This is a genomic window from Pseudomonas sp. GW823-FHT06B06, from assembly GCF_058795195.1.
Map to the genome: position 1 here is coordinate 1 of NZ_JBXAHO010000033.1, position 25,797 is coordinate 25,797.

The 25,797-nt window shown below is 60.3% G+C and carries 18 protein-coding genes; 10 read left to right on the top strand and 8 right to left on the bottom strand.

What is annotated here, in order from left to right; genetic code table 11:
* Window positions 1-473: 473 nt before the first annotated feature.
* Genes AC1Q8Q_RS24355 through AC1Q8Q_RS24370 form a run of 4 tightly spaced genes read right to left on the bottom strand, consistent with a single transcriptional unit; the run spans window position 474 to window position 6,112 of the window.
* The gene (locus tag AC1Q8Q_RS24355) at window positions 474-1,928 is read right to left on the bottom strand and encodes a curlin (protein WP_492615587.1); all 1,455 of its coding nucleotides are present in this window, start codon (window positions 1,926-1,928) and stop codon (window positions 474-476) included.
* A 27-nt stretch (window positions 1,929-1,955) separates the two neighbouring features.
* On the bottom strand, window positions 1,956-2,417 hold the full coding sequence (locus AC1Q8Q_RS24360) for a hypothetical protein (protein WP_020796234.1): 462 nt from the start codon (window positions 2,415-2,417) through the stop codon (window positions 1,956-1,958).
* Between the two features lie 60 nt (window positions 2,418-2,477).
* Window positions 2,478-4,730: an Ig-like domain-containing protein gene (locus AC1Q8Q_RS24365; protein ID WP_492615588.1), complete on the bottom strand. Its 2,253-nt coding sequence runs from the start codon at window positions 4,728-4,730 to the stop codon at window positions 2,478-2,480.
* A gap of 35 nt (window positions 4,731-4,765) precedes the next feature.
* Window positions 4,766-6,112, bottom strand: coding sequence for a hypothetical protein (locus AC1Q8Q_RS24370; RefSeq protein WP_454865703.1), 1,347 nt, complete (start codon window positions 6,110-6,112; stop codon window positions 4,766-4,768).
* 289 nt (window positions 6,113-6,401) lie between these two features.
* Between AC1Q8Q_RS24370 and AC1Q8Q_RS24375 the strand changes: the two genes are divergently transcribed.
* The 5 genes from AC1Q8Q_RS24375 (at window position 6,402) to AC1Q8Q_RS24395 (ending at window position 14,950) form a co-directional block, all read left to right on the top strand.
* The gene (locus AC1Q8Q_RS24375) at window positions 6,402-7,850 is read left to right on the top strand and encodes a sensor histidine kinase (RefSeq protein ID WP_492615589.1); all 1,449 of its coding nucleotides are present in this window, start codon (window positions 6,402-6,404) and stop codon (window positions 7,848-7,850) included.
* A gap of 186 nt (window positions 7,851-8,036) precedes the next feature.
* Window positions 8,037-10,844 carry a multicopper oxidase domain-containing protein gene (locus AC1Q8Q_RS24380; protein ID WP_492615590.1) on the top strand — a complete coding sequence of 936 codons (2,808 nt, stop codon included), beginning with the start codon at window positions 8,037-8,039 and terminating at the stop codon, window positions 10,842-10,844.
* 17 nt (window positions 10,845-10,861) lie between these two features.
* Window positions 10,862-11,956 (top strand): SCO family protein, encoded by a 1,095-nt coding sequence (locus AC1Q8Q_RS24385; protein ID WP_489328033.1) that lies wholly within the window; start codon window positions 10,862-10,864, stop codon window positions 11,954-11,956.
* A gap of 101 nt (window positions 11,957-12,057) precedes the next feature.
* Window positions 12,058-13,551 carry a sensor histidine kinase gene (locus AC1Q8Q_RS24390; RefSeq protein ID WP_489328034.1) on the top strand — a complete coding sequence of 498 codons (1,494 nt, stop codon included), beginning with the start codon at window positions 12,058-12,060 and terminating at the stop codon, window positions 13,549-13,551.
* The gene (locus AC1Q8Q_RS24395; protein WP_492615591.1) at window positions 13,520-14,950 is read left to right on the top strand and encodes a sigma-54-dependent transcriptional regulator; all 1,431 of its coding nucleotides are present in this window, start codon (window positions 13,520-13,522) and stop codon (window positions 14,948-14,950) included. The genes AC1Q8Q_RS24390 and AC1Q8Q_RS24395 overlap by 32 nt, the downstream gene beginning before the upstream one ends.
* Before the next feature lie 30 nt (window positions 14,951-14,980).
* On the opposite strand, the gene AC1Q8Q_RS24400 is transcribed toward AC1Q8Q_RS24395, so the two are convergent.
* Window positions 14,981-15,361: a hypothetical protein gene (locus AC1Q8Q_RS24400; protein WP_168757854.1), complete on the bottom strand. Its 381-nt coding sequence runs from the start codon at window positions 15,359-15,361 to the stop codon at window positions 14,981-14,983.
* A 178-nt stretch (window positions 15,362-15,539) separates the two neighbouring features.
* Between AC1Q8Q_RS24400 and AC1Q8Q_RS24405 the strand changes: the two genes are divergently transcribed.
* The 5 genes from AC1Q8Q_RS24405 to AC1Q8Q_RS24425 all read left to right on the top strand — a co-directional run bounded on the left by AC1Q8Q_RS24405 (window position 15,540) and on the right by AC1Q8Q_RS24425 (window position 21,961).
* The gene (locus AC1Q8Q_RS24405) at window positions 15,540-16,346 is read left to right on the top strand and encodes a class I SAM-dependent methyltransferase (protein WP_151141820.1); all 807 of its coding nucleotides are present in this window, start codon (window positions 15,540-15,542) and stop codon (window positions 16,344-16,346) included.
* Window positions 16,347-16,532: 186 nt separating this feature from the next.
* Window positions 16,533-17,909: an L-serine ammonia-lyase gene (locus AC1Q8Q_RS24410; protein WP_020796244.1), complete on the top strand. Its 1,377-nt coding sequence runs from the start codon at window positions 16,533-16,535 to the stop codon at window positions 17,907-17,909.
* A gap of 28 nt (window positions 17,910-17,937) precedes the next feature.
* Window positions 17,938-18,957, top strand: a complete 1,020-nt coding sequence (locus tag AC1Q8Q_RS24415) for a GlxA family transcriptional regulator (protein ID WP_492615592.1) — start codon at window positions 17,938-17,940, stop codon at window positions 18,955-18,957.
* A 225-nt stretch (window positions 18,958-19,182) separates the two neighbouring features.
* Complete coding sequence (gene creA, locus AC1Q8Q_RS24420) at window positions 19,183-20,394, top strand: creatinase (RefSeq protein ID WP_492615593.1); 1,212 nt, start codon at window positions 19,183-19,185, stop codon at window positions 20,392-20,394.
* A gap of 226 nt (window positions 20,395-20,620) precedes the next feature.
* Window positions 20,621-21,961: an MFS transporter gene (locus AC1Q8Q_RS24425; RefSeq protein WP_020796247.1), complete on the top strand. Its 1,341-nt coding sequence runs from the start codon at window positions 20,621-20,623 to the stop codon at window positions 21,959-21,961.
* 136 nt (window positions 21,962-22,097) lie between these two features.
* Here AC1Q8Q_RS24425 and cahR read toward each other — a convergent pair whose 3' ends face one another.
* From cahR to AC1Q8Q_RS24440, 3 genes are all read right to left on the bottom strand, one after another.
* Window positions 22,098-23,114, bottom strand: coding sequence for a transcriptional regulator CahA (gene cahR / locus AC1Q8Q_RS24430; RefSeq protein WP_020796248.1), 1,017 nt, complete (start codon window positions 23,112-23,114; stop codon window positions 22,098-22,100).
* A 309-nt stretch (window positions 23,115-23,423) separates the two neighbouring features.
* Window positions 23,424-24,818: a GABA permease gene (gene gabP, locus AC1Q8Q_RS24435; protein WP_020796249.1), complete on the bottom strand. Its 1,395-nt coding sequence runs from the start codon at window positions 24,816-24,818 to the stop codon at window positions 23,424-23,426.
* 79 nt (window positions 24,819-24,897) lie between these two features.
* Window positions 24,898-25,680, bottom strand: a complete 783-nt coding sequence (locus AC1Q8Q_RS24440) for a creatininase (RefSeq protein WP_020796250.1) — start codon at window positions 25,678-25,680, stop codon at window positions 24,898-24,900.
* Between the last annotated feature and the right edge of the window lie 117 nt (window positions 25,681-25,797).

The window sequence follows — 25,797 nt, forward strand, 5'->3', positions numbered from 1 at the left end:
CAAGGATGGCCCATCGCGGCGACCCACGGAGCAGGACCGGAGCGAGGGCATGCCGAGCCTTAGCGAGGCACCGAACGTCAGGGGCAAGAGCCCTTGGTTACTTGGGGCTTTTCCAAGTGACTCGCCGTAAGGGCGAAACCCTAAGTGGCCGTTACCGCGGGAATGGATATGTACTCAGTCAATAGATAATAGGTCGGCTGTCAGGCCGCCATCGCCGGCAAGCCAGCTCCTACAGTAGATCGGGTACAGTTGCGAGAGAATGCTCGGCTGTAAGGCCGCCATCGCCGGCAGGCCAGCTCCCACAGTAGATCGGGTATAGCCGCGAGCGATTGGTCGGCTTGAGGCCGCCATCGTCGGCAAGCCTGGCTCCTACAAGATTGTGACGTCCAAAAAAAGAAGGTGTGAACGCCTGTCTGTAGCCACAAAAAAACCGCGACCCTCCCTCAAGAGCCGCGGTTTTTCACCCCATGCAGTTACTTCTGCAACACAGTCGCACTGTTAGCCGAACCAAACTGCTGCACGTTCGCCATCTGGGTCATGCCACTCTGGTCGACATTGGCAATGTTGCCAGTCCCGCCCTGGGTCACATAGGCGACGTTCATGGTGTCGGTCTGCTTGATGGTGATCATGTTGTCTTCGCCATACAGCTGCGTGGTGAACGCCTGGTTGCCGCTGCCTTCCTGGTTGACGTCGGTGGTGTTGTGGGTGCCGGTGCTGCTGCCCTGGGCCAGGTTGTTGGTGCCGCGCTGGTCGGCGATGAGGATGTTGTCGGTGCCGTTCTGGTCGAAGTACAGCTCGTTGTAGGAATCGGCCTGGGTGACCGTGGTTTTGTTGCCGTAGCCGGTCTGGTTGGTGGTCATGATGTGGCCGGCGTTTTTCTGGGTGAAGTTGGCGACGTTGCCGTTGCCGTTCTGGTTGACGGTGGCGCGTTGGTTGGTGCCGAACTGGCCGCCCATTTGCGTGGCCGGGCCTTTCCAGTTGCTGGCGTAGACCTTGTTGTCGTTACCCGTGGACGTGGCGTTGAGCACATGGTCGGTGCCGGTCTGGTAGGTGAAGTGGATGTTGCCGATGCCCTGTTGATTGAGGGTCACGGTCGAGCCCATGGACTCGAACTGGTCGGCATAGATTGCGTTGAGATCACCGACCTGAATCACTTGGGCAACGTTGTGGTCGCCGAAGCTCTGGTCGACGATGGCTTCGTTGGTCTGGCCGTTCTGGTCGATGGTGGTTTTGCTGGCGACCTGGGTGTCCTGCCAGACTTCGCTGCCGTTGCCGTCGCCATACTGGTTGATGGTCAGGTTACCGCCTTCGCCATTGCGCTGATCACCATAGGCATAGTTGGTGCCACCTGACTGGTTGATGTCGATCTGGCCGTTCATGTGATTGATCTGTTCGGCGGTGGCGTAGTTGGCGGTGCCGTACTGGATGATCACCGCGTTGTTGGCCGTGCCCACCTGGATCTGTTCGATGTTGGCCTCGTTGCTGTCGCCGTACTGGTAGGTTTTGCCGGTGGTGTTTTCCTGGCTGTCCTGGTAGATGAACGAGAAGTTACCGGTGCCTTCCTGTTGTTGCAGGACCTGGCCACCGCCGATCCCGATCGACTGGCTGGCGTGGCTGATGTTGGTGTCACCGCTCTGGTTCTGGATGATGCTGCTGTTGTTTTCGAACAGTTGCTCGGCGTAGCCGGCGTTGTAGTTGCCGCTCTGGTTCTGCTCGATGGTGCTGGTGGCGTTGTCCTGTACGGAAGCCGCGTCGTTGCCGGTGCCGTACTGGTTCTGGGTGGCGGTGCTTAGCGGTGCCGCCGTCTGCGTTACATTGGCGATGTTGGTGTCACCGAACTGGTTCTGGGTCGACACGCTGTCATTGGCCAATGCTTGAGCACTGACTATGACCAGGATGGCGGCGGTGAGGGGCGTCAATTTGAACATGATGAAACCTCCAAAAGGTGCAGTGCTTTAGCGATATTGAGTGACCGATACGCTCATTCCATTTCCTGCTTGGGTCACAGCGCTTTGCTGCCCCGTGCCGGCCTGGACAATGCTGGCGTCGTTGTTGTTGCCGTTCTGGGATATCTGCGCGCGGTTGTGGCTGCCGGTTTGGGTGATGGACGCGGCGTTGCCGGAACCTTGCTGGTTGATCAAGGCCATCAGGTCGCTGCCTTGTTGCAGGATGTAGGCTTCCTGATTGCTGCCCGACTGCACGATCTGGCCGAGCAGCGACTGGCCGTTCTGTTGCAACAGCGCGACGTTGGCCTGGCCGTTCTGGTCGATCAGGGCTTGCTGGCCCACCGGTGGTGGCAGCTCGCCGAGGTCGACACCGGGTGCAATGTCGTCGTTTTCCATCAAGTCGTCGGCGCGCACGCCCGCGCTGCTGCAGAGCAGAAGCAGGCAGAGCAGGGCGGCGGTCGACGTTTTCATGGCATGCTCCTTTGGCTGGAGACCTGCCCCATCAACTCAGCGAGTCGATGGGGCGCGGACTCAGTTCGAGATCACCTGCACCGTGCGCACGGTGCCTTGGGACGAGGTAATGGTGGCGGTCGGGTTGGCCGACGGAATCACCGTGGTCGAGTTGCTGACGGTCAGCCTCCAGCGTCCGGTCAATGGCACCGCCGTGCTACCCAGGGTTACCAGGCCGGTTGGCGTGGTCACTTGGACGGTGATGGTGTTGCCGGTGGTCACCGAGGAGGTCCCCGCGAAGTCCCAGTTGAAGCGGTTGTTGGAACGGGCCGTCACCGTGGCTGTCGTGACCGCGAAGGTTTCCGCAGCAGGCCGTGGCGAGACTTGCACCGTGACCGTGGCCGGCGTCGCCGACACAGCACCGAAGCTGTCCCGGGCGAAGTAGTTGAAGGTCGTGGTGAAGGCCGTGGGAACCGAGGCCGGTGGGTTGTAGGTCAGGACCGTACCGTTACTGGTGACGCTGCCGCGACCGGTCGGAGGTTGAGTGAAGCTGGCGACTGCAAGCGGCACGTTGCCTTCCGGATCGGTGTCGTTGGCCAGCACGTTGATCGGTATCGACACACCCAGGGTCGCGGCAGCGTCAGCGACGGCCGTTGGCGGCTGGTTAGGCGCAACGGTGATGGTGACGGTCGCCGCAGCAGTCGAAGCCAGGCCTTTGATGTCTTGCGCCTTGTAGGTGAAGGTTGTGGTCAGCGGCACGGTCACCACGGCTGGTGGCGTATAGACGACGGCCGTGGTTCCACTCAACGCCACGGTGCCCTGGCCGGTGGCCGGTTGGGTCAGCTCGGTGATGCTCAGCGGTGTGTTGCCGTCCGGGTCGCTGTCGTTAGTCAGCAGGCTGAGGGTAATCGGGATCCCGAAGCTGGTGCTGCCGCTGTCAGCGACAGCAATCGGCGCCTTGTTCTCGCCGGTGTCTGGTGCAGTGCCGACGACGACCACTGGCTCGGTGTCACTGCCGCCGGAGGCGGATTTGATAGTGACGGTGGCCGGTGGCTGCGGCAGGTCGGCAACCGTCAAGGTTTGCAGGGTGCCGGACTTGGTCAACCGTCCGTAGCCTTGGGCGACCATGTCCGGTACCACCACTTCGTCAGACGAAGTGGCTGCGATCAGCAGGCTGTGATTGTCCCAGCTGTAGCGCGCGGTCTGGACTTTCACCACGTCGCTGACTTTGCTCGATACTGCCGTAGGCCGGGTGGCACCAGTCGGGTCGGTAGCGGTGAGCACTACGACGGGAGGCACGGCGGTACCCGTCAGGCGGTGACCGAAGAACAGACCGGTGTTGTCGCCGAGCATGCTGGTTAGGCACGGTGTCTGCGGTGGTCCCGGAACCAGGGCCACGGTTTCGCGGAAGCACAGGCTCGAGCCGTTGACCGACTTGCCGAAGACTTCTACCCGGGTACTGCTAGTGCCTGGACCCGATGAGGTGCGGCGATACGTGGCGCGGCTGACCTCCACAGGGGTTTGCGCCCGGTTGTCGAGGACTTTGCCCGACAGGTTGAACAGGCTGGTCTCAATGGTCCCCGCCGGGCCCTGGATACGCAGGAAGTTGGTGTTGTTGGGGCTGCCGGTGACTGCTTCGGTGAGATTCGGGTCGCCGACGTAGGTCTCGATGGCGCCGGTGTCCGGATTCACTTCGGTGTAGGGACCGTTGACGCTGCGCAGGAACGGCCCAATGTCACCATTGACTGCGCCAGAGAAATTACCGGGTGCGCCGATGCCGATATCTCTGGTGATGTTGATCGCACGACGGCCCGGAGCGGTCACGTTGACGACTTCCACGCCGTATGGGTGGGTGATGGTGTAGGTCCCGGCGATGGGGATGTTCACTCGGATACGAATCCGCGCGAAGCTTGCCTGGTCGCCGTCGACAGGGTTTTCCGAAGCGAATGCCGCTTCAATCCCGGCCACGTAGGCATCCACGCCGTAGCCTGCGGCGTTGTCGGGGATGGCCGTCTCGGCGAGGAACCAGAACGCTTCCGGTGGCCAGTTATCCGGAAATACCATCGGCAGGGTGTCGTCAAAGATTCCCGGTTCGGGCAGCAGGATGCACATGTAGGAGGGTGCGCCAGGCGTGCTCGGTACCCGCGAACTCACGGCGCGGGACTGGCACAGTTCCATCGACAGCAGATTGTTGTCCTGATACCACAAGGGGAATTTCCCCGTGGCAAAGGTGTAGGGGCCGGGGTCGACGGCAGCGAGTTGCGCGAACGCACTGCCGGACAGCGAAAGAGTCAGCCCGAGCGCGTTGAGCGCGAAGCGTGGCCACTTGTTCATGATGCCTCCTGATGCGGATCTGGGCATGAGAGCGTTCATTGCACGATGACCACTTCTTCGGTGTCAGTGCCGCCATTGGATGACGTCACCGTAACCTTGGCCGGTGGAATCGGCGTGATGCCGGTCGACAGGATTTTCTCGGCGCCATCGCCGCTCAGGGCGCCGATGGCGGCACCGGTTCCGGAAGTGGCGGTGAGTACGGGGGGCGAGGTTTCATCGCTGGTCGAGGCCACGATGGTGAGTTGGCCGCTGTTGAGGCTGTACTGGGCCTGCGAAATCACCACCAGGTCGGTTAACGGCATGGACAGGGTGGTCGGCGTGCTGCTGGGGATGGCCAGGTGGTTGTCGGCGGTCACCTGCAAGCTGCTCGGCAAGGTCGGGTTTGTGGAGGATTGCGCGTACCAGTGGCCGGTGGTGTTGGCCTCGGTCAGGTTCAACACCGGGCTATTGCTGTCCAGGGTCACGGTGGCCGGTGGCGGCGGGGCCATCACGAATACATCCTGCTGTGCAACCGGTGCGCTTTCCCCGGCCTTGCGCGAATAAGTGCTGCGCTCGGAGATCATCGGAGTGGGCCGGACCACCGTCGACAACTTGCCGGAAATGGCCATCACCGTCGTGCGCAAGTCCAGTCCGTTAGGCCCTTCGATGCGGATGTAGTTGGTGTTGAACGGGCTGCCGGTGAAGGCTTCCGACAGGTTCGGATCACCCACGAACTGCTCGGCTTGACCGGTGACCGGGTTGGTTTCGGTGTAGGGACCGTTGACGCTGCGCAGGAACGGTCCGATGTCGCCCTTGAGTGCGCCGTCGTAGGTTTTCGGCGAGCCGATGCCGATGTCGCGGGTCATGTTGATTGCGCGACGCCCGGGGGTGTCGACGTTGAACACATCGACCCCGTAGGGGTGGGTGATAACATAGGTGCCGGCTGTGGGCACGTCGACCCGGATACGAATACGGGCGAAACTGACCTGGTCACCCTCTTTGGGTTCTTCGGCGGCGAAGGCTGCTTCGACGGCGCTGACATACCCCAGGTCGATGCCCCGGGCCGCGTCGACGATGGCGCCGTCGCCGGTGAACCAGAACGCTTCATCGGGAAAGTTGGTCGGGAAAACCACCGGCTGCGTGTCGTCGAAAACGCCGGGAGCCGGCAGCAGGTTGCACATGTAGGTCGGTGCGCCGGGAGCGCTTGGAACCCTGGAACTGACAGCTTTTGACAGACACAAATCGAGTGTCCGGCCATGGCTGTCCTGATACCAGGAGGCGAAGCCACCATTGTCTGGCAGGTAGGGGCCAGGATCTACAGCAAACAGCGCGGCCTGGGCAGCGCCTTGGGCCAGAGCACTCACGATCAGGGCGATCGCGGTTTTGGACAGTAAAGGGTGCATGAGTATTCCCTCTATCAGAGTACCTGCCCCTTGGGATATGGGTCAGTTGTGAGCACTTCGGCAACTCCCATGCCAACCTCCGAAAATGTCGGCCAGGGCCCCGGTACACAGGCGTTTGCGCTGCGCTCGTCGATCGAGCGGTGAATGATCGGGCGGGCCTCTTTCCCCAGCATTGGGGGTAGATCGGGGCAGAGGGGGAGTGGTGGGATGGGGAAGGAATGGCCCCGATGACGGGCAAACGGCTAGCGGTGCGCTATAAACCTATAGGGGGTTCGCGGGAACACTATCCATGACCACGCTTGCAAAGACACTGGCGTCCGACCAGGGTGAAGTTCGCTTGAGCTCGCGCAAACAGCCGTTCAATCTGCTGCGCTGGTTTTCGCTCATCAGCATGGCGGTGATCGGCACGGTGGCGGTGGCGTTGGGTTCGGTGTCGACCAAGTTCGTGATTACCGAAAGCGTGCAGCGCGATGCCCTGTTGACGTCGCAATTCATCCAGGCGATTGCCTCCGCCGAGGTGCGCCATGTGTCGATCCCCAATGTGCGGACCATGGGCGAGCTGCTCGACCCGCGCAAGGACCGCGACTTTCCCGACGTCGACCCGATGGCCCGCGCCAACGCCCGGGGCGAATTCCTCGACCACATTGAACATTTGCCGGATGTGATCCTGGCCAACATCTATGCCCCCGACCGCATGATCATCTGGTCGACCAACCCGGCCCTGATGGGCACTACGATTCACGCCGACGAAGACCTCGACCAGGCCTTTGCATTGAAGACGCCCGTGTCGGCCAGCTATCACGATGTCGACCAGGCTCGCATGGAACAAAAGTTCGTCACGCCGCCGGAATACATCTTCATTGAAAACTACATTCCGCTGTTCGATGCCGATGGCAAGAACGTCACGGCGATGGTCGAGATCTACAAGGAACCCAAGGACCTGATTAGCCGGATGGAACGTGGCCTCGTGCTGATATGGATGGCCACGGCCCTGGGCGGCGGCTTGATTTACCTGGGGTTGTACTGGATCGTGCGGCGGGCGGCGATCCTGCTGGCCACGCAACAGAAGCAACTGATCGTCAACGAAACGTTCGTCGCCCTGGGCGAGATGTCGTCGGCCGTTGCCCACAGCTTGCGTAACCCCCTGGCAACCATTCGCTCAAGCGCCGAACTGGCACTGGAGTTCGACAGTGGCCCGGCGCACAAGAACATCAACGACATCATCGGCCAGGTCGATCGCATGTCGAAGTGGGTACGGGAGTTGCTGCAATCGCTACGTCCGCTCAATGACGACGTCGAGCCGGTCAACCTGGTGGCGGCGCTCCACGACAGCCTGATGGCTTTCGAGCAGCAGATCATCAAGGGGCGGGTCAATGTGCTGTTCGAACCCATAGGCACGCCCATGGTGCTGAGCCAGCAGGTGCAGCTGACGCAAATCCTCAACAGTTTGCTGGCCAATGCGCTGGAGGCCATGGACGAAGGTGGTACCTTGGCCATTACGATGGCCCCTGTCGATGCCCAGCGTGTTCGCGTGGTGGTCAGCGATACGGGCAAAGGCATGACCGAGGAGCAACGCCTGATGGCGTTCCGGCCGTTTTTCACCACCAAGCGCGGCGGGCTCGGTGTTGGGCTGGTGCTGGTCAAGCGCATCATGGAGCGCTTTGGCGGGGCGGTGGCCCTTGAAAGTCGTGAGGGCGAGGGCACCCACGTCAGCCTGACTTTCAAACGGGTTCCCTGAAATTGGGTGGGAACTTTCCCCGGTAGCGGGTGCCATTCCCCAGTCGTTTATTTCGGTCATGGCACATTGATGTTGATAAGCCATTGTTTTGCTGAGTGTTAATACCTTTGTATAAAGCAGTTACAAATTTGGCCGACTCCTTGCAAAACCCCCATCACCCCCTTCATATATACGAGGCGGCTGGTGATGGACACAAAAGCGCGGCACCCCTTGAAATGGTTTGGTCTGTTGACGCCATTGAGCGTCGCCTTGGCGATGACACTCAGCACAGGGACCTTGCGTGCCAGCCCCATAGACGATGAGCGACAGCCGGAGCCGACTGATCCCTCTGCCTATTACGATGAACCGGAAGACCGGGCAGGGGCGTTGAACGCCATCCTGACCATGCCCGATGCCAACGAGGATGCCTTCGATCTGCCCGACGGGGTCAAGGGCTCACGCGATACCGAACGGGTGGAAAACGTCCTGCCGCCTGCCATGCAAACCAGTTTCAACTACCCCACCAACGGTAAGCCGAGCCCGCTGTTCAACGCCCAGCCATTCACCCAGCAACTGTTGCTGTTCGAAGAATTCGGCCCGGAAAAACTCGACCCCACCACACCGGCGGCACCCTTGCCGTTTCCAGCGGCGGCCATCGGCCCGTTACCGGCGCAAGACCCCAGCAGCGCGGCCCGCAGCGCACCACCGGGACCTGCGCTTGATGCCTTCCTGCGGCAACCAGGATTGACCCCGTTCCCCAGCCAGTACGCCAACGTGGTGGATCGCAACCCGTGGCAGGCGCAGATCGAATACTTCCTCAATCGCCGTATTGGCTCATCCGCTGAAGGTCGTCCGCCAGGAAAGGGCTGGTCACATCAGCGCTGGAATGAGTTCTATCCGCAAAACGCCTACAAGACCGTGCAGACCGGCGCGCGGATCAACGGTGGCTTGCGTGACGCCCGGCAGATGCACGGCTACGCCGTGGGCGAGTTCGGCCCCGGTGGCCTGTACCACAACGTCGCCGGCGTACCGGCCACGGACGGTACGGCCAAGGGTGTCGATACACGCTTTCACCCCAACATGCCGGTGCAGAACCACAACTCGGTCTGGACCTTCGACGGCACGCTGCCGCCCAAACTGCTGATGGTGCGCTATGGCCAACCGTTGCTGATGCGCCACTACAACGGCTTGCCGATCGATCCGTCGGCCAACATGGGCTTTGGCCTGCACACCATCAGTACCCACGAACACAACGGCCACGCGCCAGCGGAAAGCGACGGTTATGCCAACGCGTTTTTCTTCCCCGGGCAGTACTACGACTATCGCTGGCCGATCCAGTTGGCCGGTTACGACAGCATCAACACCAACGCCCATGACCCGCGCGCGGCGTTCCCTTGCGCGCCCGGAGAAACCCTGTGGACCAATGACATGAGCCCGGGCCGCAAGACCTGCGAGAACGGCACGATCAAGATCCGCGGCGACTGGCGCGAAACCATGAGCACCCACTGGTTCCACGACCACATGCTCGATTTCACCGCGCAGAACGTCTACAAGGGCAACGCGGCGATGATGAACTACTACAGCGCCCTGGACCGCGGCAATGAATCGGTGAACGACGGCGTCAACCTGCGTTTCCCCAGCGGCAGCGCCTTGCCTTGGGGCAACCGTGACTATGACGTGAACCTGGTGTTTGCCGACAAGGCCTGGGACGCCAATGGCCAGCTGTGGTTCAACCCCTTCAACACCGATGGCTTCCTCGGTGACCAGGTGCTGGTCAACTGGCAGTGGAAACCGACCCTGGATGTACGCGCCCGCAGCTATCGCTTCCGTATGCTCAACGGCTCGGTATCGCGCTACTTCAAACTGGCGTTGGTGCGTGAAATCAAAGGCACCGGCGGCGAGTTCCAGGGGCCCAAGGGTTCGGGTGTGTCCTATGCCCGCGTGCCGTTCCACATGATTGCCAACGACGGCAACATCATGGAGCACAGCGTGCCATTCGACGGCAGCATGGACCTCGACGCCGACGGCGACAAACAGAACCACAACGCCATCCTGCCGACCCAGGGCATTGCCGAGCGCTTCGACATCATCGTCAACTTCGCGAAGAACGGCATCAAGCCCGGGGACAAGCTGTTCTTCGTCAACTTGCTGGTGCATGACGATGGCAAGGGTCCGAAAGAACCGGTGTCGCTGGCGGACGCGCTCTCCGAAAACTACAAGGCGGTGATCAAGCAAACCAGCAAAGGGCCGATGTGGGACAAGGGTGACCCGGCGGTGGGCAAGGTGTTGCAACTCAACGTCAAGCCGTACACCGGCCAGGACCTGGCCATGGACCCGGCCGCCTACGAACCGGCCAAACCGGGCAAGGCTGAAGGCCTGGTGATGATCCCGCTGAAGATTCATCGCGACAACGCCACCGACAAGGCGTTGCTGGCCAAGGCCCGCCATCGCACCTTCACCTTCGGCCGCTCCGACGGCACCGATGAAGCGCCCTGGACGGTCAAGACCGATGGCGGCTTCGGTTTCCACATGGACCCTCGGCGCCTGAACGCCTCGGCGCAGTTGGCCAGCGGTCCGACCGATGCCGGGGTCGCGGGCTACGGCACCCTGGAAGTGTGGAACATCAAGGCCGGCGGCACGGGCTGGAGCCACCCGGTGCATGTGCACTTCGAGGAGGGGATCATCCTCAGCCGCGGCGGCAAGGCGCCACCGGAATGGGAAAAATGGGCACGCAAGGACGTGTATCGCATCGGCTCGGAAAAGGATGGGCTGGACAGCGTCGAGATGGCGATCAACTTCCGTGAATTCGCCGGGACCTACATGGAGCACTGTCACAACACCCAGCACGAGGACAACTCCATGCTGCTGCGTTGGGACCTTGAGAAGCCGGGGCAATTGCAGCTGATGCCGACGCCGCTGCCCAGTTGGGACGGAGTGCGCTACGTGAACTCTGCCGCGCTGCCAACCTTCCGCACTGGCGACGGCCTGGGGCCGAAAGTGACGGTCAAACCATGAACCGCGAGGGTGTCGACATGAAATTGCCTACCGCACGTGCGCAAGCACTGGGCATGCACCTGGTGCTGATTCTGGTCACCGGGTTGCTGGCCAGCCAACTGGTGGTCTCCAACCAGGCAGCGTCGACACCCGCAGCGGTTTCCCCCGCTTCTGTTTCCGAATCCGCCACCCCATGGGGTGGCGACTATTTCCCCAATACCCTGCTGACCGACCAGGACGGTCGGCAGGTGCATTTTTTCGATGACCTGATCAAGGGCAAGGTGGTGGTGATCAATTTCATCTTCACCTCGTGCAGCGACTCCTGCCCGCTGGAAACCGCGCGCCTGCGCCAGGTGCAGAAGCTGCTCGGCGACCGGGTCGGCAAGGACATCTTCTTCTACTCCATCAGCATCGACCCCTTGAGCGATACACCCGCCGTGCTCAAGGCCTACGCGCAACGTTTTCAGGTGGGGCCAGGCTGGCAGTTTCTTACCGGGGAGTTCTCCGACGTCACCGAGTTGCGGCAAAAGCTCGGGTTGTTCATCGAAGGCGTCGACAACGGCCGCACCAAGGACCACAACCTGAGCCTGATTGTCGGCAACCAGCAAACCGGTCGCTGGATGAAAGCCTCACCCTTCGAGAACCCCTGGATCCTGGCCGACCAATTGGCCAACACCTTGCATAACTGGAAACAGCCGAGCGTTGGCGAAAACTACGCCAATGCCCCCGAAATCCGCCCGCCGAGTAACGGCGAAGAATTGTTCCGCACCCGTTGCGCCTCGTGCCACAGCCTCGGTCCGATGGACGGGCAGGGCATCGGCATGCGCAGCATCGGTCCGGATCTGGTTGGCGTGACGCGCCAGCGCGATCCCGCCTGGCTGAACCGCTGGATTCGCGAGCCCGACCGCATGCTGGCCGAGAAAGACCCGATTGCCACGGCGTTGTTCGAGCGCTTCGACAAGATCCCGATGCCCAACCTGCGCCTGGATGAGCGCTCGGTACAGTCGATCATCGAGTTCCTGCAGGCAGAAACCGACCGCCAGCAGCCGTTGCTCACACCGCTGACTGTCGGCGCCGAGGAACCGCAACATCAACAAGCAATCGCGGCACCCGACAAGGCGCGGGTGCAGTAGTGGCGAAATAGTTTTATTGGGCAGCCAGTGACGGTCAATGCCACCTACACTGATCGGGAATGCGGCTGGAAAACGCTTGATTCAAGCAACCGGGACCTCCCATGCAGATACTGGAATCACCACAAGTACCTGCGCCGGTTACGTCGGCGACAGAGGGCAAGGATTGGCGATCGCCATTCAACCTGGTGCGCTGGTTTTCCCTGGCGAGCTTTTTCATCATTGCCGGCGTGGCCTTGGGGCTGGGCTACATTTCCACGCGCTTTGTGGTCGAGGAGAGCATCGAGCGTGACTCCATGCTGACCGCACAATTCGTGCAAGCCATTGGCGCGGCCGAAATTCGCCACGCCTCGATTTCGCCAAACCGAACCATGGGCGAAATGCTTGACCCACGCGCCGACGCGGCCTATCCCGACGTCGATCCGGGCGCTCGCGCGGCTGCCCGTATCGAGTTCCTCGATCATGTCGAACACCTGCCAGACATCCTCCTGGCCACGGTTTACGCCCTGGACCGCACCGTGGTCTGGTCGACCAACCCCGAGCTGATCGGGGTGCGCATCGACAACGACGAGGAACTCGACGAGTCCTTTGAAATGAAGGCAGCGGTGTCCACCAGCTACCATGAGATCGACGAGGAGCGCCCCGAGCAACGGCTGCTGCATGAACCGCAATACCTGTTCGTCGAGAACTACATTCCGATGTTCAACGCCGATAAAAGCAAAGTGGTCGCCATGGTCGAGGTCTACAAGGAGCCGGTGGACCTGGTGGAGCGTATCCAGCGCGGGTTCAGGGCGATCTGGCTGACCACCCTGCTCGGCGGAGCGGTCATCTACCTGGGATTGTTCTGGATCGTGCGGCGTGCGGCCCTGCTGCTGCACAGCCAGCAGAAACAACTGGTGGCCAACGAAACCTTCGTCGCCCTGGGGGAAATGTCCTCGGCGGTCGCCCATAGCCTGCGCAATCCGCTGGCGAACATTCGTTCCAGCGCCGAGCTGGCCCAGGAAATCGCCAGCCAGACCGCGCAGAAGAACATCGGCGACATCATCAGCCAGGTCGATCGCATGTCGCGCTGGGTCCGTGAGTTACTGGTGTCCTTGCGCCCGGTTAACGACGACCATGAAACCGTCGACCTGGTGCTCGCCATTGACGACACCTTGAGCGCCTACGCCCCGCAGATCCAGCGCTCGAACGTCGAGGTGCGCTTCACGCCGATGACGGTTCCACCGGTCGTCAGCCAGCAGGTGTTGCTCACGCAGATTCTAAATAGTCTGTTCGCCAACGCCCTGGAAGCCATGCCCAAGGGCGGCGTATTGAGTATCGACGTTGAAACACCGGCACCCGGTGAGGTGCGCATGATGCTCAACGACACCGGCAAGGGCATGACCAAACAGCAACAGCAAATGGTCTTCAAACCGTTCTTCACCACCAAACAGGGGGGGTTGGGCGTGGGCCTTGCGCTGGTCAAAAGAATAATGGAGCGATTCGAAGGCTCGGTCGAGTTGACCAGCCAAGAGCAGGAAGGAACCCGCGTGTGTCTCAATTTCAAAGTGGCAACGGGAGGGGAATATGGAGCACAGCATACTGCTGGTCGAGGATGATGAGCTGCTCGCCGAGAATATCCAGACCTACCTGGAGCGTAAGAACTTCGAAGTGACCGTCTGCCACTCGGCCGAAGACGCACTGTCGCAGTTGAGTACCTTCGTTCCGGATGTCGTGCTGACCGACAACTCGTTGCCGGGCATGAATGGTCACGACCTGATCCAGAAGCTGCGCATCAGCGCGCCGGATCTGAAAGTGATCATGATGACCGGCTACGGTAACGTCGAGGACGCCGTGGTGGCGATGAAAGAGGGCGCGTTCCACTACGTGACCAAACCGGTGGCCTTGCCGGAGCTCAAGCTGCTGCTGGACAAGGCCCTGGCCACCGACCGGATGGAGCGCACCCTGTCGTTCTATCAGGAGCGTGAAGCGCAGAAATCCGGGGTGCAGGCATTGATTGGCGAATCGGCGCCGATGGTCTACCTCAAGGGCACCATCGCCCAGTTGCTCGACGCTGAGCGGCGCATGGCCAACAGCGACCTGCCGCCGGTGCTGGTGGAAGGCGAGACCGGCACCGGCAAGGAACTGGTCGCGCGGGCGCTGCATTTCGACGGGCCGCGCAGCAAAGGGCCGTTCATCGAGTTCAACTGCGCTTCGATTCCTTCCAACCTGGTGGAGTCGGAGCTGTTCGGGCACGAGAAGGGCGCCTTCACCGATGCCAAGGACCGTCGCCTGGGGCTGGTGGAAGCGGCCGATGGCGGCACACTGTTTCTCGATGAAATTGGCGAAATGGACCTGATACTGCAGGCCAAATTGCTGAAACTGCTGGAGGACCGGACCATCCGCCGGGTGGGTTCGGTGAAGGAGCGCAAGGTCGACCTGCGGGTGATCAGCGCGACCAATTGCAACCTTGAGCAAATGGTCCAGCAGGGCAAGTTCCGCCGCGACCTGTTCTTCCGCCTGCGCATCATTTCGATCAAGGTGCCGCGCCTGTATGCCCGTGGCGAGGACATCCTGCTGCTGGCCCGACACTTCCTGGCAACCCATGGCAAACGCTACGGCAAGCCGCACCTGCGTTTCAGCGACCAGGCCGAAGAGTTGCTGCTCAACTACACCTGGCCGGGCAATGTGCGTGAACTGCGCAACATGCTTGAGCAGACGGTACTGCTGGCGCAACACGACACCATTGCTGCGCACCAGTTGAACGTGTGCCTGAGCCTGGTGGATGAGCCGGCGATGTTCACCCACGAGTTGCCGCCGATCGAACCGCGGGCGTCCCATAACGGCACTGAGTCGATGAACCTGCCGGAGGTAGAGCGCGACATGGTGCGCAAGATGCTCGACAAAACCGACTGGAACGTCACCAAGTCCGCACGACTTTTAGGCCTGAGCCGAGACATGCTGCGTTACCGGATCGAAAAACTCGGCCTGGCGCGCCCGGACAAACGGTCGTGGTAGAGGAGCAGTCTCAGGGCAGGCACGGCCTTGCTACAAGGCTGGGTTCTGACCGCTGCGGCAAGCCAGCATGCACGTCGGATCGAGGACCTCCTGGTTCACATAGACGCCGTGCTCGGCGTCATAGGTGCGAATGAACACGCGAACGGTGGTATCGGCCACCGTTGGCAATCGGGAATCGGAAAACACGTGCTGGCTGGAAACCGGGGTGAATGTCTGGGGCGAAGTCGGGATGTAGGATCCCGGCGGTACCGTGCTCAGGGTCGGAGGCACCGGATGGGCAAAGGGCTGGTCCGCTCCGTAGTAATTGAATTCACTGCTGGATTCTTCGGTTTGCATCGCACTGTCGTCCGCCTGTGCACAGCTGGCAGCCAGGCACAGGGCAAGCAATAGCGTGGGTACGGTTGTGTTCATGGCAGCACCTGCGGTGTCGGTTTTCGCGCATTTCCCCAAGGGTACTAACTATAGCGTTCCCGTGGGCGAACGTCGGCGCTGCGCGAGTTACAAAAACGCTACACAGCGGCGATGGGGGCGTTTGCAGGCGTGATCTAGACTCGGCCACTCGATTCAACAACGAATGCCGGAGCCTGCAATGGAAATGCCGACAAAACACCAAGCCATCGCCAGCAACCGCGATGCCTGGAATGATTCCGCCCGTCACCACAAGGACAGCCCTGAATGGCAGGCGCACTGGCGCGCTGTGGAACACGCGGATTTTTCCTGCCTGGATGAAACCCTGACCGGGGTGCTGAACCAGGTCGGCATCGCAGGCAAGGACGTGGTGCAATTGGGCTGTAACAATGGCCGCGAAAGCCTGTCGCTGTTCGCCCTGGGGGCTCGACACGTGGTGGGGGTCGACCAGTCCGCGGCGTTTCTCGAACAGGCGCGGGAACTGGCTTCACGCTCGCCCCATGGGCCTGAGTTCATCGAGGCCGACATTCACCACCTGCCACAAACACTGCAGGGGCGTTTCGACGTGGCCCTGGTCACCATCGGCGTGTTGAACTGGATGCCGGACATCGGCGAGTTCTTTCGCCATGCGGCGCAAACCCTCAAACCCGGTGGCGCCCTGGTGATCTACGAAACCCACCCGTTCCTGGAAATGTTCGACCCCGAGGCAGCCGATCCCTACAGCCTGGCCAGTTCGTACTTTCGCCGCGAACCCTTTGTCCAGAACCAGCCAATCGTCTACGAAGGCAAGGTCGAGCAGCAGGCCGCCCCGTCCTACTGGTTCGTCCACACCTTGGGCGCGATCTTCAGCGGCGCCATCGAAGCGGGGCTGCAGATCAGCCATTTCAGGGAGTATGCGCATTCCAATCGCGAAGAACTCTATGATCGCTACCAGGGGCAGGAGGCGCAGTTGCCGATGTGTTTTACCTGGGTGGCAGTAAAGCGTTGAACCGGGGTTGGCGCGGTGTATGCGAAAGCACTAAAGGGGACCACTTCAGCGCCTGGTAGCAACACATCCAGCTCGTATTTGGTATTGACGAGCACTTAGGGGTCGATATCTGACACATCTTGATGGCTCCTGACGCCGACAATCAGGTGAATTCCTGACACCTCTGAAGCGGCACGGAGATCGACGATGGCTATCAGTGTTTTTGACTTGTTCAAGATTGGAGTCGGCCCCTCCAGTTCCCATACCGTCGGCCCAATGCGTGCGGGGGCTCTGTTTGTCGAGGCCCTGCGCGAACGGAAAATGCTGACACAAGTGAAGCGTATCGAAGTGCGGTTGTATGGTTCGCTATCGGCCACGGGTATCGGCCATGGCACCGATAAAGCGGTGATCATGGGGTTGATGGGGGAATGGCCGGATAAGGTCGACCCGCTGCTGATCGAGCCACGCTTGCTGGAACTGCGCGAGACGCAATACCTGCTATTGGCCGGCGAGTTCCGTGTGCCTTTTATCTGGCAGAGGGACATGCGATTGCTGGAAGAAAACCTGGAATACCATCCCAACGCCATGACGTTGAGCGCATTTGCCGATGACCAACCCCTGTTGTGCGAAACCTACTACTCCATCGGCGGTGGCTTTGTCGTTGATCAACGGCAAGCCGCTACTGGCGAGCTTGACCAGGACAAGAGCGAGCTGCCCTATGATTTCAGCACGGCTGCGCAATTGTTGAACCAGTGTAATGTCCATGGGCTACGGATATCCCAACTGATGCTGGCGAACGAACGGGTGTGGCGCAGCGAAGAAGACATCCGCGAGGGACTGGGCCAGATCTGGCAGGCCATGCGTACTTGCGTGGATGCCGGACTCACGCATGAAGGCGTCTTGCCCGGTGGGTTGAATGTGAAGCGCCGCGCGGCGCGTCTGCACCGCAGCCTGCTGGAAATCGGCAAGCCGAATGTCATCGGTTCGACGTTGAACGCCATGGAGTGGGTGAATCTGTTCGCCTTGGCAGTCAATGAAGAAAACGCGGCCGGCGGGCGCATGGTGACCGCCCCCACGAACGGCGCGGCAGGGATTATTCCGGCGGTATTGCAGTACTACATGAAGTTCTGCCCCGAGGCCAGGGACAGCGATGTCGTGGACTACTTACTCGCCGCTGCCGCGGTGGGCATACTGTGCAAACGCAATGCCTCGATTTCCGGGGCTGAAGTGGGTTGCCAGGGCGAAGTCGGTTCGGCTTGCGCGATGGCCGCTGCCGGCCTGGCAGAAATTCTCGGCGCCAGTCCCGAGCAGGTGGAAAACGCTGCGGAAATTGGTCTGGAACACAACCTTGGGCTGACCTGTGACCCTGTCGGTGGCCTGGTGCAGGTACCCTGCATCGAGCGCAACGCCATCGCAGCGGTGAAAGCGATCAATGCCGCACAGATGGCGTTGCGCGGTGACGGTACGCATTTCATTTCGCTGGACCGGGTCATCCGCACCATGCGCGATACCGGTGCCGACATGCATGACAAATACAAAGAGACCTCCCGTGGCGGATTGGCGGTCAGCGCCATCGAGTGCTGAGTGACCTTGATCGACGGGAGAGCAGGACATGCTGCAATTGACTGAATCCGAACGGCCACGACCGCCGATGCTGCGTATTGGCTTCTGGTTGACGGAAGCCTTTGATATGTACACCTTGGCCAATGCACTGGAGCCACTGCGCCTGGCCAACCAGTTGGCAGGGTACGATGTTTGCCAGTGGCAAATGCTGAGCCTGGACAGACAGCAACTGAACGCCAGTAACGGCATCGCAACCGCCGCCGCTCGACTGGGTCAGTGGCAACCGTTCGATGTGTTGATCCTCTGTGGTGGCGATAACCTGCGTCTTGATCCAGACATGCGCCAGCAGTTGAGCCACTGGGCGGCGCAACCGATCAGCCTCGGGGCATTGGGCGAGGCAGGCTGGCTGCTGGCGCAAATTGGTGCCCTGGAGGGTGTCCGTTGTAGCTTGCCAAAGCCCGCTGCATCACTGGAGTTTGCCGCTTTCAGCAAGTTGACACCGGTGGCTGCGCCGTTCTGCGTCGACCGCCAACGCCTGACGTGTGTCGGCCCGCAGGCTGTTCAAGGGTTGATGCACGAGCTTCTCGCAAGGTACCACGGTCGTGGCTTGATACTACGGATGGCAAAGCATGCAGCACGCCAGGCCCGGCCCCTACTGCCCGTGCAGGATGCCCCGGAAAAACTTCAGGCAACCCTGGCTTTGATGAGCGAGCACTTGAGCCGAACGCTGGGTATCGATGAACTGGCCGAGACCATGGGCATTTCCCGTCGCCATCTGGAGCGGCTGTTCAAGCGTAGCCTGGGTTGTTCGCCATCCCGACACTACTTGGACTTGCGGCTTCAACAGGCGCGGCAGTTGTTGCATGCCGGCGAGCGGTCGCTGTCGGATGTCGCCAGGGCGTGCGGTTTCGTCTCGCTGCAACATTTCTTTCGCTGCTATCGCCAGTACTTCGGTGCGCATCCTCGCGACCATATGGGGGTGAAGGCGCCGAGTCAGCGGGCATCAATGTTGAATGCGCCGGCCTCATCGCGAGCAGTTCGAGTCGTCCTGCCGTCGTTCCCACACTGACCGCGCTACCCATTTGCCAATGCCCCCGCCAAGCGGCTTTTACCGCGCTTGCCGGGGGCTTTTTTGTGCGCAAAACCCCGAGGGGACGCTTTCGCAAACAGCGGATATGACCAATTACAGGTCGGATTCGCGCAAAAAACCTCACCTTGCATCTGTTCGAATGATCTTCAGCGGCCCGCCAGATTGGCGCCTCCTGTAGCTCAATCAATGACAAGGATAAATGACATGCAAATGCCGAAAACCATCCAGATCAAGAACGGCGAAAAGGTAAGTCCGACGTTCTCGGCCCAAGAATATGCCAACCGCCAAGCCAAACTGCGGGCTTACCTGGCGCAGAACAATATCGACGCGGCCGTCTTCACGTCCTATCACAACATCAACTACTACAGCGATTTCCTGTACTGCTCCTTCGGGCGTCAGTACGCGCTGGTCGTGACCCAGGACAGCGCGGTGACCATCAGCGCCAACATCGACGGCGGTCAGCCATGGCGCCGTACCGTCGGCACTGACAATATCGTCTACACGGACTGGCAGCGCGATAACTACTTCGTCGCGATCCAGCAGGCCTTGCCCAAGGCCGGGCGCATCGGTATCGAGTTCGACCATCTGAACTTGCTCAATCGCGACAAGCTCGCCAGCCGCTATCCGCAGGCTGAACTGGTGGATATCGCCGCACCGTGCATGCGCATGCGCATGATCAAGTCCGCTGAAGAACACGCGATCATTCGTCATGGTGCACGGATCGCGGACATCGGTGGTGCCGCCGTCGTCGAGGCATTGCGTGACCAGGTTCCGGAATACGAAGTGGCCCTGCACGCTACCCAGGCCATGGTGCGAGAAATTGCCCGCACCTTCCCGGATTCCGAGTTGATGGACACCTGGACCTGGTTCCAGTCCGGCATCAACACCGACGGCGCGCATAACCCGGTGACGTCGCGCAAGGTCAACAAGGGCGACATTCTCAGCCTCAATTGCTTCCCGATGATCGCCGGTTACTACACCGCGCTGGAACGTACATTGTTTCTGGACCATTGCTCCGACGAGCATCTGCGCTTGTGGGAAGTTAACGTCAAAGTGCACGAGGCCGGTCTGAAGCTGATCAAGCCGGGCATGCGCTGCTGCGATATCGCGCTGCAATTGAACGAGATCTTCCTGGAGCACGACCTGCTGCAATACCGCACCTTCGGTTACGGCCACTCCTTCGGCACGCTGAGCCACTATTACGGCCGCGAAGCCGGACTGGAACTGCGCGAAGACATCGACACCGTGCTGGAGCCGGGGATGGTGGTCTCCATTGAGCCGATGATCATGTTGCCCGAGGGCCTTCCAGGTGCCGGCGGGTATCGTGAACACGACATCCTGATCGTCAACGAGCAGGGCGGGGAAAACATCACCAAGTTCCCGTATGGCCCGGAACACAACATCATCAAGAAGTAAGGCCCTGCGCCGCACAGTGAAGCTGTGCGGCGTTTTGCTTTGACGATTGGCGAAAAATCTTCCCGGTGGCTGAGATAAACCGGAAAAAAATGGCGCATGCGTGCCCAAGAACGCGCAGCATCTACCGAGCCTTAACCCTGCCAAGTAAAACAATAGAGGGTTTTGTCATGTCCTACGTCCCGACCTTTCATTTCGATAACCGCACCTCTACCACCGGAGGTGCACAATGAGCACCCAAACCTCAAGCCTGACGCCAACCATGGCAGAAAAACTTGAACAAACGGCCGAACGCAAGGCCCTGCGGCGCGCAGCCAGTGCCAGCTTCATGGGCAACTTCGTCGAGTGGTTCGACTATGCGGCCTACGGCTACCTGGCAACCGTCATCGCCCTGACGTTTTTTCCGCAAACCGACAAGGCGACCGCGCTACTGGCGACTTTTGCAGTGTTCGCGCTGTCGTTCATCGTCCGCCCGCTGGGGGGACTGGTCTGGGGGCATTTCGGTGACAGATACGGGCGGCGCAGTGCGCTGTCCTGGTCGATTCTGATCATGTCTGTCTCGACCTTTTGCATCGGCATCCTGCCGACCTACAACCATATCGGCTTGTGGGCGCCGGCCTTGTTGCTGCTGATTCGCTTGTTCCAGGGCTTTTCAGCTTCAGGTGAGTACGCCGGGGCTTCGGCCTTTCTCGCCGAGTATGCGCCCGAGGGCAAGCGCGGTTTGTACACCAGCATTGTCCCGGCGAGCACGGCGGCGGGTTTGCTGTTTGGTGCGGTGTTTGTCGCCGGCCTGCATGCGTGGATGAGTGTCGAGGACCTGCACAGCTGGGGCTGGCGTCTACCCTTTCTGCTGGCGGCGCCATTCGGGCTGGTGGGGCGCTATATCCGCATGAGTTTGCAAGACACGCCCAAGTTCCTGGAGATGGAAAAACGCCTTGAAGCGAAGGAGTGCGCGACCCATGCTCCGGTTCGCGAATTGCTGACCGTGCACCGACGCAGCGTTATGATCGGGATCGGCGCTACCTGCCTGAATGCCGTGGCGTTTTACCTGTTGCTCAGCTACATGCCAACCTACCTGTCCACCGAAATGGGCATGAGCGAAAGTGATTCGTTCCTGGCGTCGACGGTGTCACTGGCGACCTATATCGGGTTGATTTTCCTGATGGGCAAGCTGTCGGACCGATTCGGCCGCAAGACCATGCTGGTGACCGCTTCGGTATTGTTCCTGGCGCTGACATTTCCGCTGTTCGGGATGTTGGAGAATCAGCCCCTGATTGTAATTCTGATGATCCAGATTGCGTTTGGCGCGATCCTGGCGATGAACGACGGCACCTTGCCGTGCTTTCTCGCCGAGATATTCCCCACTCGCGTACGCTTCAGCGGCTTTGCCTTCAGCTTCAACATCGCCAACGCGGTGTTCGGCGGCACCGCGCCGTTTATCGCGACCTGGCTGATCCAACTGACCGGCAACAAAATGGCCCCTGCCTGGTATCTTCTGGCGGCTGCGGCGGTGGCGTTGATTGCCATGCTGGCGAGTCGGGAGACGGCGCATAAGGCTTTGCAGGACTGATGTCTTGAGTGTTCTTGAGTAAGCCATCGCGAGCAGGCTCGCTCCCACAGTTGACCGAGTTGTCCAGGAGGACGCGGTTCAATGTGGGAGCGAGCCTGCTCGCGAAGGGGCCAGTCCAGCCAACATCAATATTGAATCAGTGCACCGCAGCCACCTGCTTGCGCTCACCAATAGGCGATACACCGAAGAATCGGCTGTAGCATTTGGAGAAATGCGCCGGCGAAACGAAGCCGCAGGCGAGGGCGATGTCACGTACCTGCGATTCGCTGCGCAGCAACAGCTGTCGCGCCCGTGCAAGGCGCAACTCCAGGTAGTACTGACTCGGCGTGCGTTGCAGGTGCTTGTGAAACAAACGTTCCAGCTGGCGCACCGACACCTCGTTCAACCGTGCGAGCTCCTCAAGGCCCACCGGCTCCTCAAGATTGGCTTCCATGATCGCCACTATCTGGCTGAGCTTGGGCTGCGAGGTGCCCAGCTTCTGCCGCAGGGGCACACGCTGTTGTTCCTGCGCCCCCCTGATCCGATCACACAAAAGCAACTCGGCGGTGTGGGCAGCGATGTCCCGACCACCGGGTTCGCGGGCGATCAACTGCAGGGTCATGTCCATGGAAGCCACGCCACCGGAGCAGGTATAGCGATCACGGTCCAGCTCGAACAGCTGGTTGGAAATGATGATCCCCGGGAAGCGTTCCTTCAGTGCTTCGATGTCTTCCCAGTGAATCGTGCAACGATAGCCCTTGAGCAGATCGGCGCGGGCCAACAAGTGGCTGCCGGTGCAAATCCCACCCAGTGGCACCTGATCATGCGCCAGCTTGCGTAGCCAATTGAGCAGTGGTCGGCTGCTGTGATTGGAGACGATCGGGTTTGATCCGACAACGAAAAGCATGTCCAGCTTTGGTGCATCGGTGATGCTGTGGTCGGGCAGGATGCGCATGCCGTTGCTGGCCGCCACCGGGTCCAGGCTGGCGGCGATGATGACTGTACGAAACATCGGTTTGCGCGCGGCCAGGTTGGCCATGCGCAGGGTTTCCACGGCGGCGGCGAAGCCGATGGTTGTGAAGTTGGGGATGACCAGGAAACCCACGGTCTTCACTGGCTGTTGTTCATTCGCCGAGCGTCCTGCGGCGGGTTTCGCCACCTGGAGTTTCGCCATTATTACTGCTCCTCAACTGCATCAGTGACGTGCTCCGCGGCAAGCTGCCGTTACGGGAAACGTCATCTCGTTCTTGTGATTGTAAGCCCTGTCTACAGGCTTCAGGATTTTACACCGAGTGTCCGGTCAACAGGCCGTGACGAAAGAAATATGCACGCAAGATGCCATGAGTCTGGATTGTCTGAAGGGGGCGCGGAAAACGTGGGGAAATAAGGCATGGGTGATCAACAAAAAAAACCGGCCCGCTCCGTGGTGGCGAGCGGCCGGAAAGAGGTGAACGAGGATGAGTGTTGCTATCGGGGATTGCGCTTAAGCATTTTCGGTTTGCGCAATGTCGAGGACCTGCACGGTCTTCTTCCTGGCGTTAAAGATTGCACCCATACAGACGATGGACAGGGTCAGCGCACCCGTCGCAATAACCTCCATGCGGTGCTGCGGCAAGATCAGCATGACCACCAGGATACTCAAGATGCAGGCGATGACCAGGTAGCTGAGCCAAGGGAAAAACCACATCTTGAAGGCGATCGGTTGTCCCGAAGCATTCATCTTTTTACGCAGTACCAGTTGCGAAACGGCAATCACCAGATAGACCAACAGCGCAACAGCCCCGGAGCTGGCCAGGAGGAAGGAGAACACCTCATCGGGTGCAAAGTAATTGAGTGCCGTTGTCAGGAAACCTACCGCCGTACTGGCCAGCACCGCCACAAAGGGCACTCCAGAAGCAGAAGTCTTCTGCAGTACTCGCGGGCCATCACCGCGTTTGCTCAGGGAGTAGACCATGCGTGACGCGGTATAGATGGCTGAGTTGAGGCAGCTGGCTACAGCAATCAGCACGACGATATCGACGATCATTTTCGCGTGTGGAATGTTCATCAACTCGAGCGCTCTCTGGTACGAACCGACTTCCATGAGCATGGGGTCGTTCCAGGGGACAATGGAGATGATGAGGAACACCGAGACGATATAGAAAATACCCATTCGCCAGACGACGGAGTTGGTCGCGCGGGTGATCTGTTTTGAGGGGTTTTGCGATTCGGCAGCGGCAATGGTGACAATTTCCGTGCCCATGAAGCTGAACACCGTGGTGAGCATCGCACCGACGACAGCGGTCATGCCATTGGGCATGAAACCGCCAAACTCATGGCTTAATTGAACGACACCACTGACCGTCGTATCCGGTAATCCGCCCACCAGGGCAAGCGCGCCAAGCGCGATAAACCCCAGCACCGCGATGACTTTGAGCATGGCGAACCAGAACTCGAACTCTCCGTACCGGGCGACACTGAACAGGTTGGTCAACGTCAGCAGGCCGGTGACTGCAATCGCGAACTCCCAGGTCTGAATGGAGGGAAACCAGGCATGCAGGATGGCGGCAGCGGCGATGGCTTCAATCGGAATGACCAGCACCCAGAACCACCAGTACAGCCAGCCGATGGTGAAGCCGGCACTGCGTCCCATCGCCCGCTCGGCGTAGGTCGAAAACGATCCTGTATCGGGCGACGCTACGGCCATCTCGCCGAGCATGCGCATCACGAGCACGACCAAAGTGCCGGAAAAAATATACGCCAGGATGGCGGCGGGGCCCGCCGAGGCGATGGCGTGTCCTGAACCGATGAACAGGCCGGCGCCAATGGCACCGGCAATGGACAGCATGGTGACGTGACGCTGCTTGAGGCCTGGGGCCAAGGTTGAGCTGCTGGACATGAGACTTACCCTTTTTATTGTACTTGGGGAGGGGGAAGCATTAACCGTGGATACTTGGTTCGGCACGTCCGTATGTTCGTCAGGTGTCCAAATCAAAAGCTTCGCGCACAGCGGTGCTGATGCCCGAGACGCAGACTTCGAGAATCAGCTCGCCTTTCTCGCGACTGGAGCCTTTGGGAGATGACAGTGTTCCGCAGGCGGGTGTGCGCTCCGGGATGACGGGGAAGACGTCGTAAGGCGGGAAGGTGGCGGGAGGGTGGTCAACCGCGCGGTTCAAATCGACCTTGTCGGGGTGAAGGGCCAGCATCAGCGACGTTTCGAAAACACCGCCATGTTCGATATCCCAGCCGAGGAATCCATCGGGGTAGAGCTTTTCGATGACGGCCGGATCGTTGACGAAGTCCCAGTAGGACAGTACGACTACCTTGAAGTCACTGATGCCACCGTAGCGCAGTTCTCGCAGGGCAAGGTCTATGCCCTCGACAATGAACATCGAGTTTTCGAAGTGACCGTTCATCATCACCAGTTTGCGGGCACCATGGCGTGCAAGTTCGCGGATGATGTCCTGCACGGTACTGGTCAGCGTGGCGCCATCGAGGCTGGTGGTTCCCGGAAAGTGGTTGCCGCCGCCTGATTTCTGCTGGGACTTGTAGCCGTAGGCCAGGGCAGGCAGCACCAGGCCGTTGACCTGTTGCGCGACTGCCTTGCAGATCGCGGTAGGCAGCAGTACATCGACCTCCATGCACATGTGATGTCCATGCTGCTCCAGTGCTCCCACTGGCAGAAAGATAGGGCAGCCAGTGGCGACCTTCTCTGCGTACTCCGGCCAGGTGAGTTCTCCAATTACGACACTGTTGTTCATCTACAGACCCTTGGAAAGTGGTTGATGGCTTGCTGGTTGTTAGCCGCGGGATGGGGTGTTTACCTGCCGTTAAAGCGGCCCTTTGGCTTGCAGGAATCGAAGGCGGTGCATGCAGCA

Coding starts and splice junctions, on each gene's coding strand:
- AC1Q8Q_RS24355 (WP_492615587.1), bottom strand. CDS start 1,928: ATGTTCAAATTGACGCCCCTCACCGCCGCCATCCTGGTCATAGTCAGT.
- AC1Q8Q_RS24360 (WP_020796234.1), bottom strand. CDS start 2,417: ATGAAAACGTCGACCGCCGCCCTGCTCTGCCTGCTTCTGCTCTGCAGC.
- AC1Q8Q_RS24365 (WP_492615588.1), bottom strand. CDS start 4,730: ATGAACAAGTGGCCACGCTTCGCGCTCAACGCGCTCGGGCTGACTCTT.
- AC1Q8Q_RS24370 (WP_454865703.1), bottom strand. CDS start 6,112: ATGCACCCTTTACTGTCCAAAACCGCGATCGCCCTGATCGTGAGTGCT.
- AC1Q8Q_RS24375 (WP_492615589.1), top strand. CDS start 6,402: ATGACCACGCTTGCAAAGACACTGGCGTCCGACCAGGGTGAAGTTCGC.
- AC1Q8Q_RS24380 (WP_492615590.1), top strand. CDS start 8,037: ATGGACACAAAAGCGCGGCACCCCTTGAAATGGTTTGGTCTGTTGACG.
- AC1Q8Q_RS24385 (WP_489328033.1), top strand. CDS start 10,862: ATGAAATTGCCTACCGCACGTGCGCAAGCACTGGGCATGCACCTGGTG.
- AC1Q8Q_RS24390 (WP_489328034.1), top strand. CDS start 12,058: ATGCAGATACTGGAATCACCACAAGTACCTGCGCCGGTTACGTCGGCG.
- AC1Q8Q_RS24395 (WP_492615591.1), top strand. CDS start 13,520: ATGGAGCACAGCATACTGCTGGTCGAGGATGATGAGCTGCTCGCCGAG.
- AC1Q8Q_RS24400 (WP_168757854.1), bottom strand. CDS start 15,361: ATGAACACAACCGTACCCACGCTATTGCTTGCCCTGTGCCTGGCTGCC.
- AC1Q8Q_RS24405 (WP_151141820.1), top strand. CDS start 15,540: ATGGAAATGCCGACAAAACACCAAGCCATCGCCAGCAACCGCGATGCC.
- AC1Q8Q_RS24410 (WP_020796244.1), top strand. CDS start 16,533: ATGGCTATCAGTGTTTTTGACTTGTTCAAGATTGGAGTCGGCCCCTCC.
- AC1Q8Q_RS24415 (WP_492615592.1), top strand. CDS start 17,938: ATGCTGCAATTGACTGAATCCGAACGGCCACGACCGCCGATGCTGCGT.
- creA (WP_492615593.1), top strand. CDS start 19,183: ATGCAAATGCCGAAAACCATCCAGATCAAGAACGGCGAAAAGGTAAGT.
- AC1Q8Q_RS24425 (WP_020796247.1), top strand. CDS start 20,621: ATGAGCACCCAAACCTCAAGCCTGACGCCAACCATGGCAGAAAAACTT.
- cahR (WP_020796248.1), bottom strand. CDS start 23,114: ATGGCGAAACTCCAGGTGGCGAAACCCGCCGCAGGACGCTCGGCGAAT.
- gabP (WP_020796249.1), bottom strand. CDS start 24,818: ATGTCCAGCAGCTCAACCTTGGCCCCAGGCCTCAAGCAGCGTCACGTC.
- AC1Q8Q_RS24440 (WP_020796250.1), bottom strand. CDS start 25,680: ATGAACAACAGTGTCGTAATTGGAGAACTCACCTGGCCGGAGTACGCA.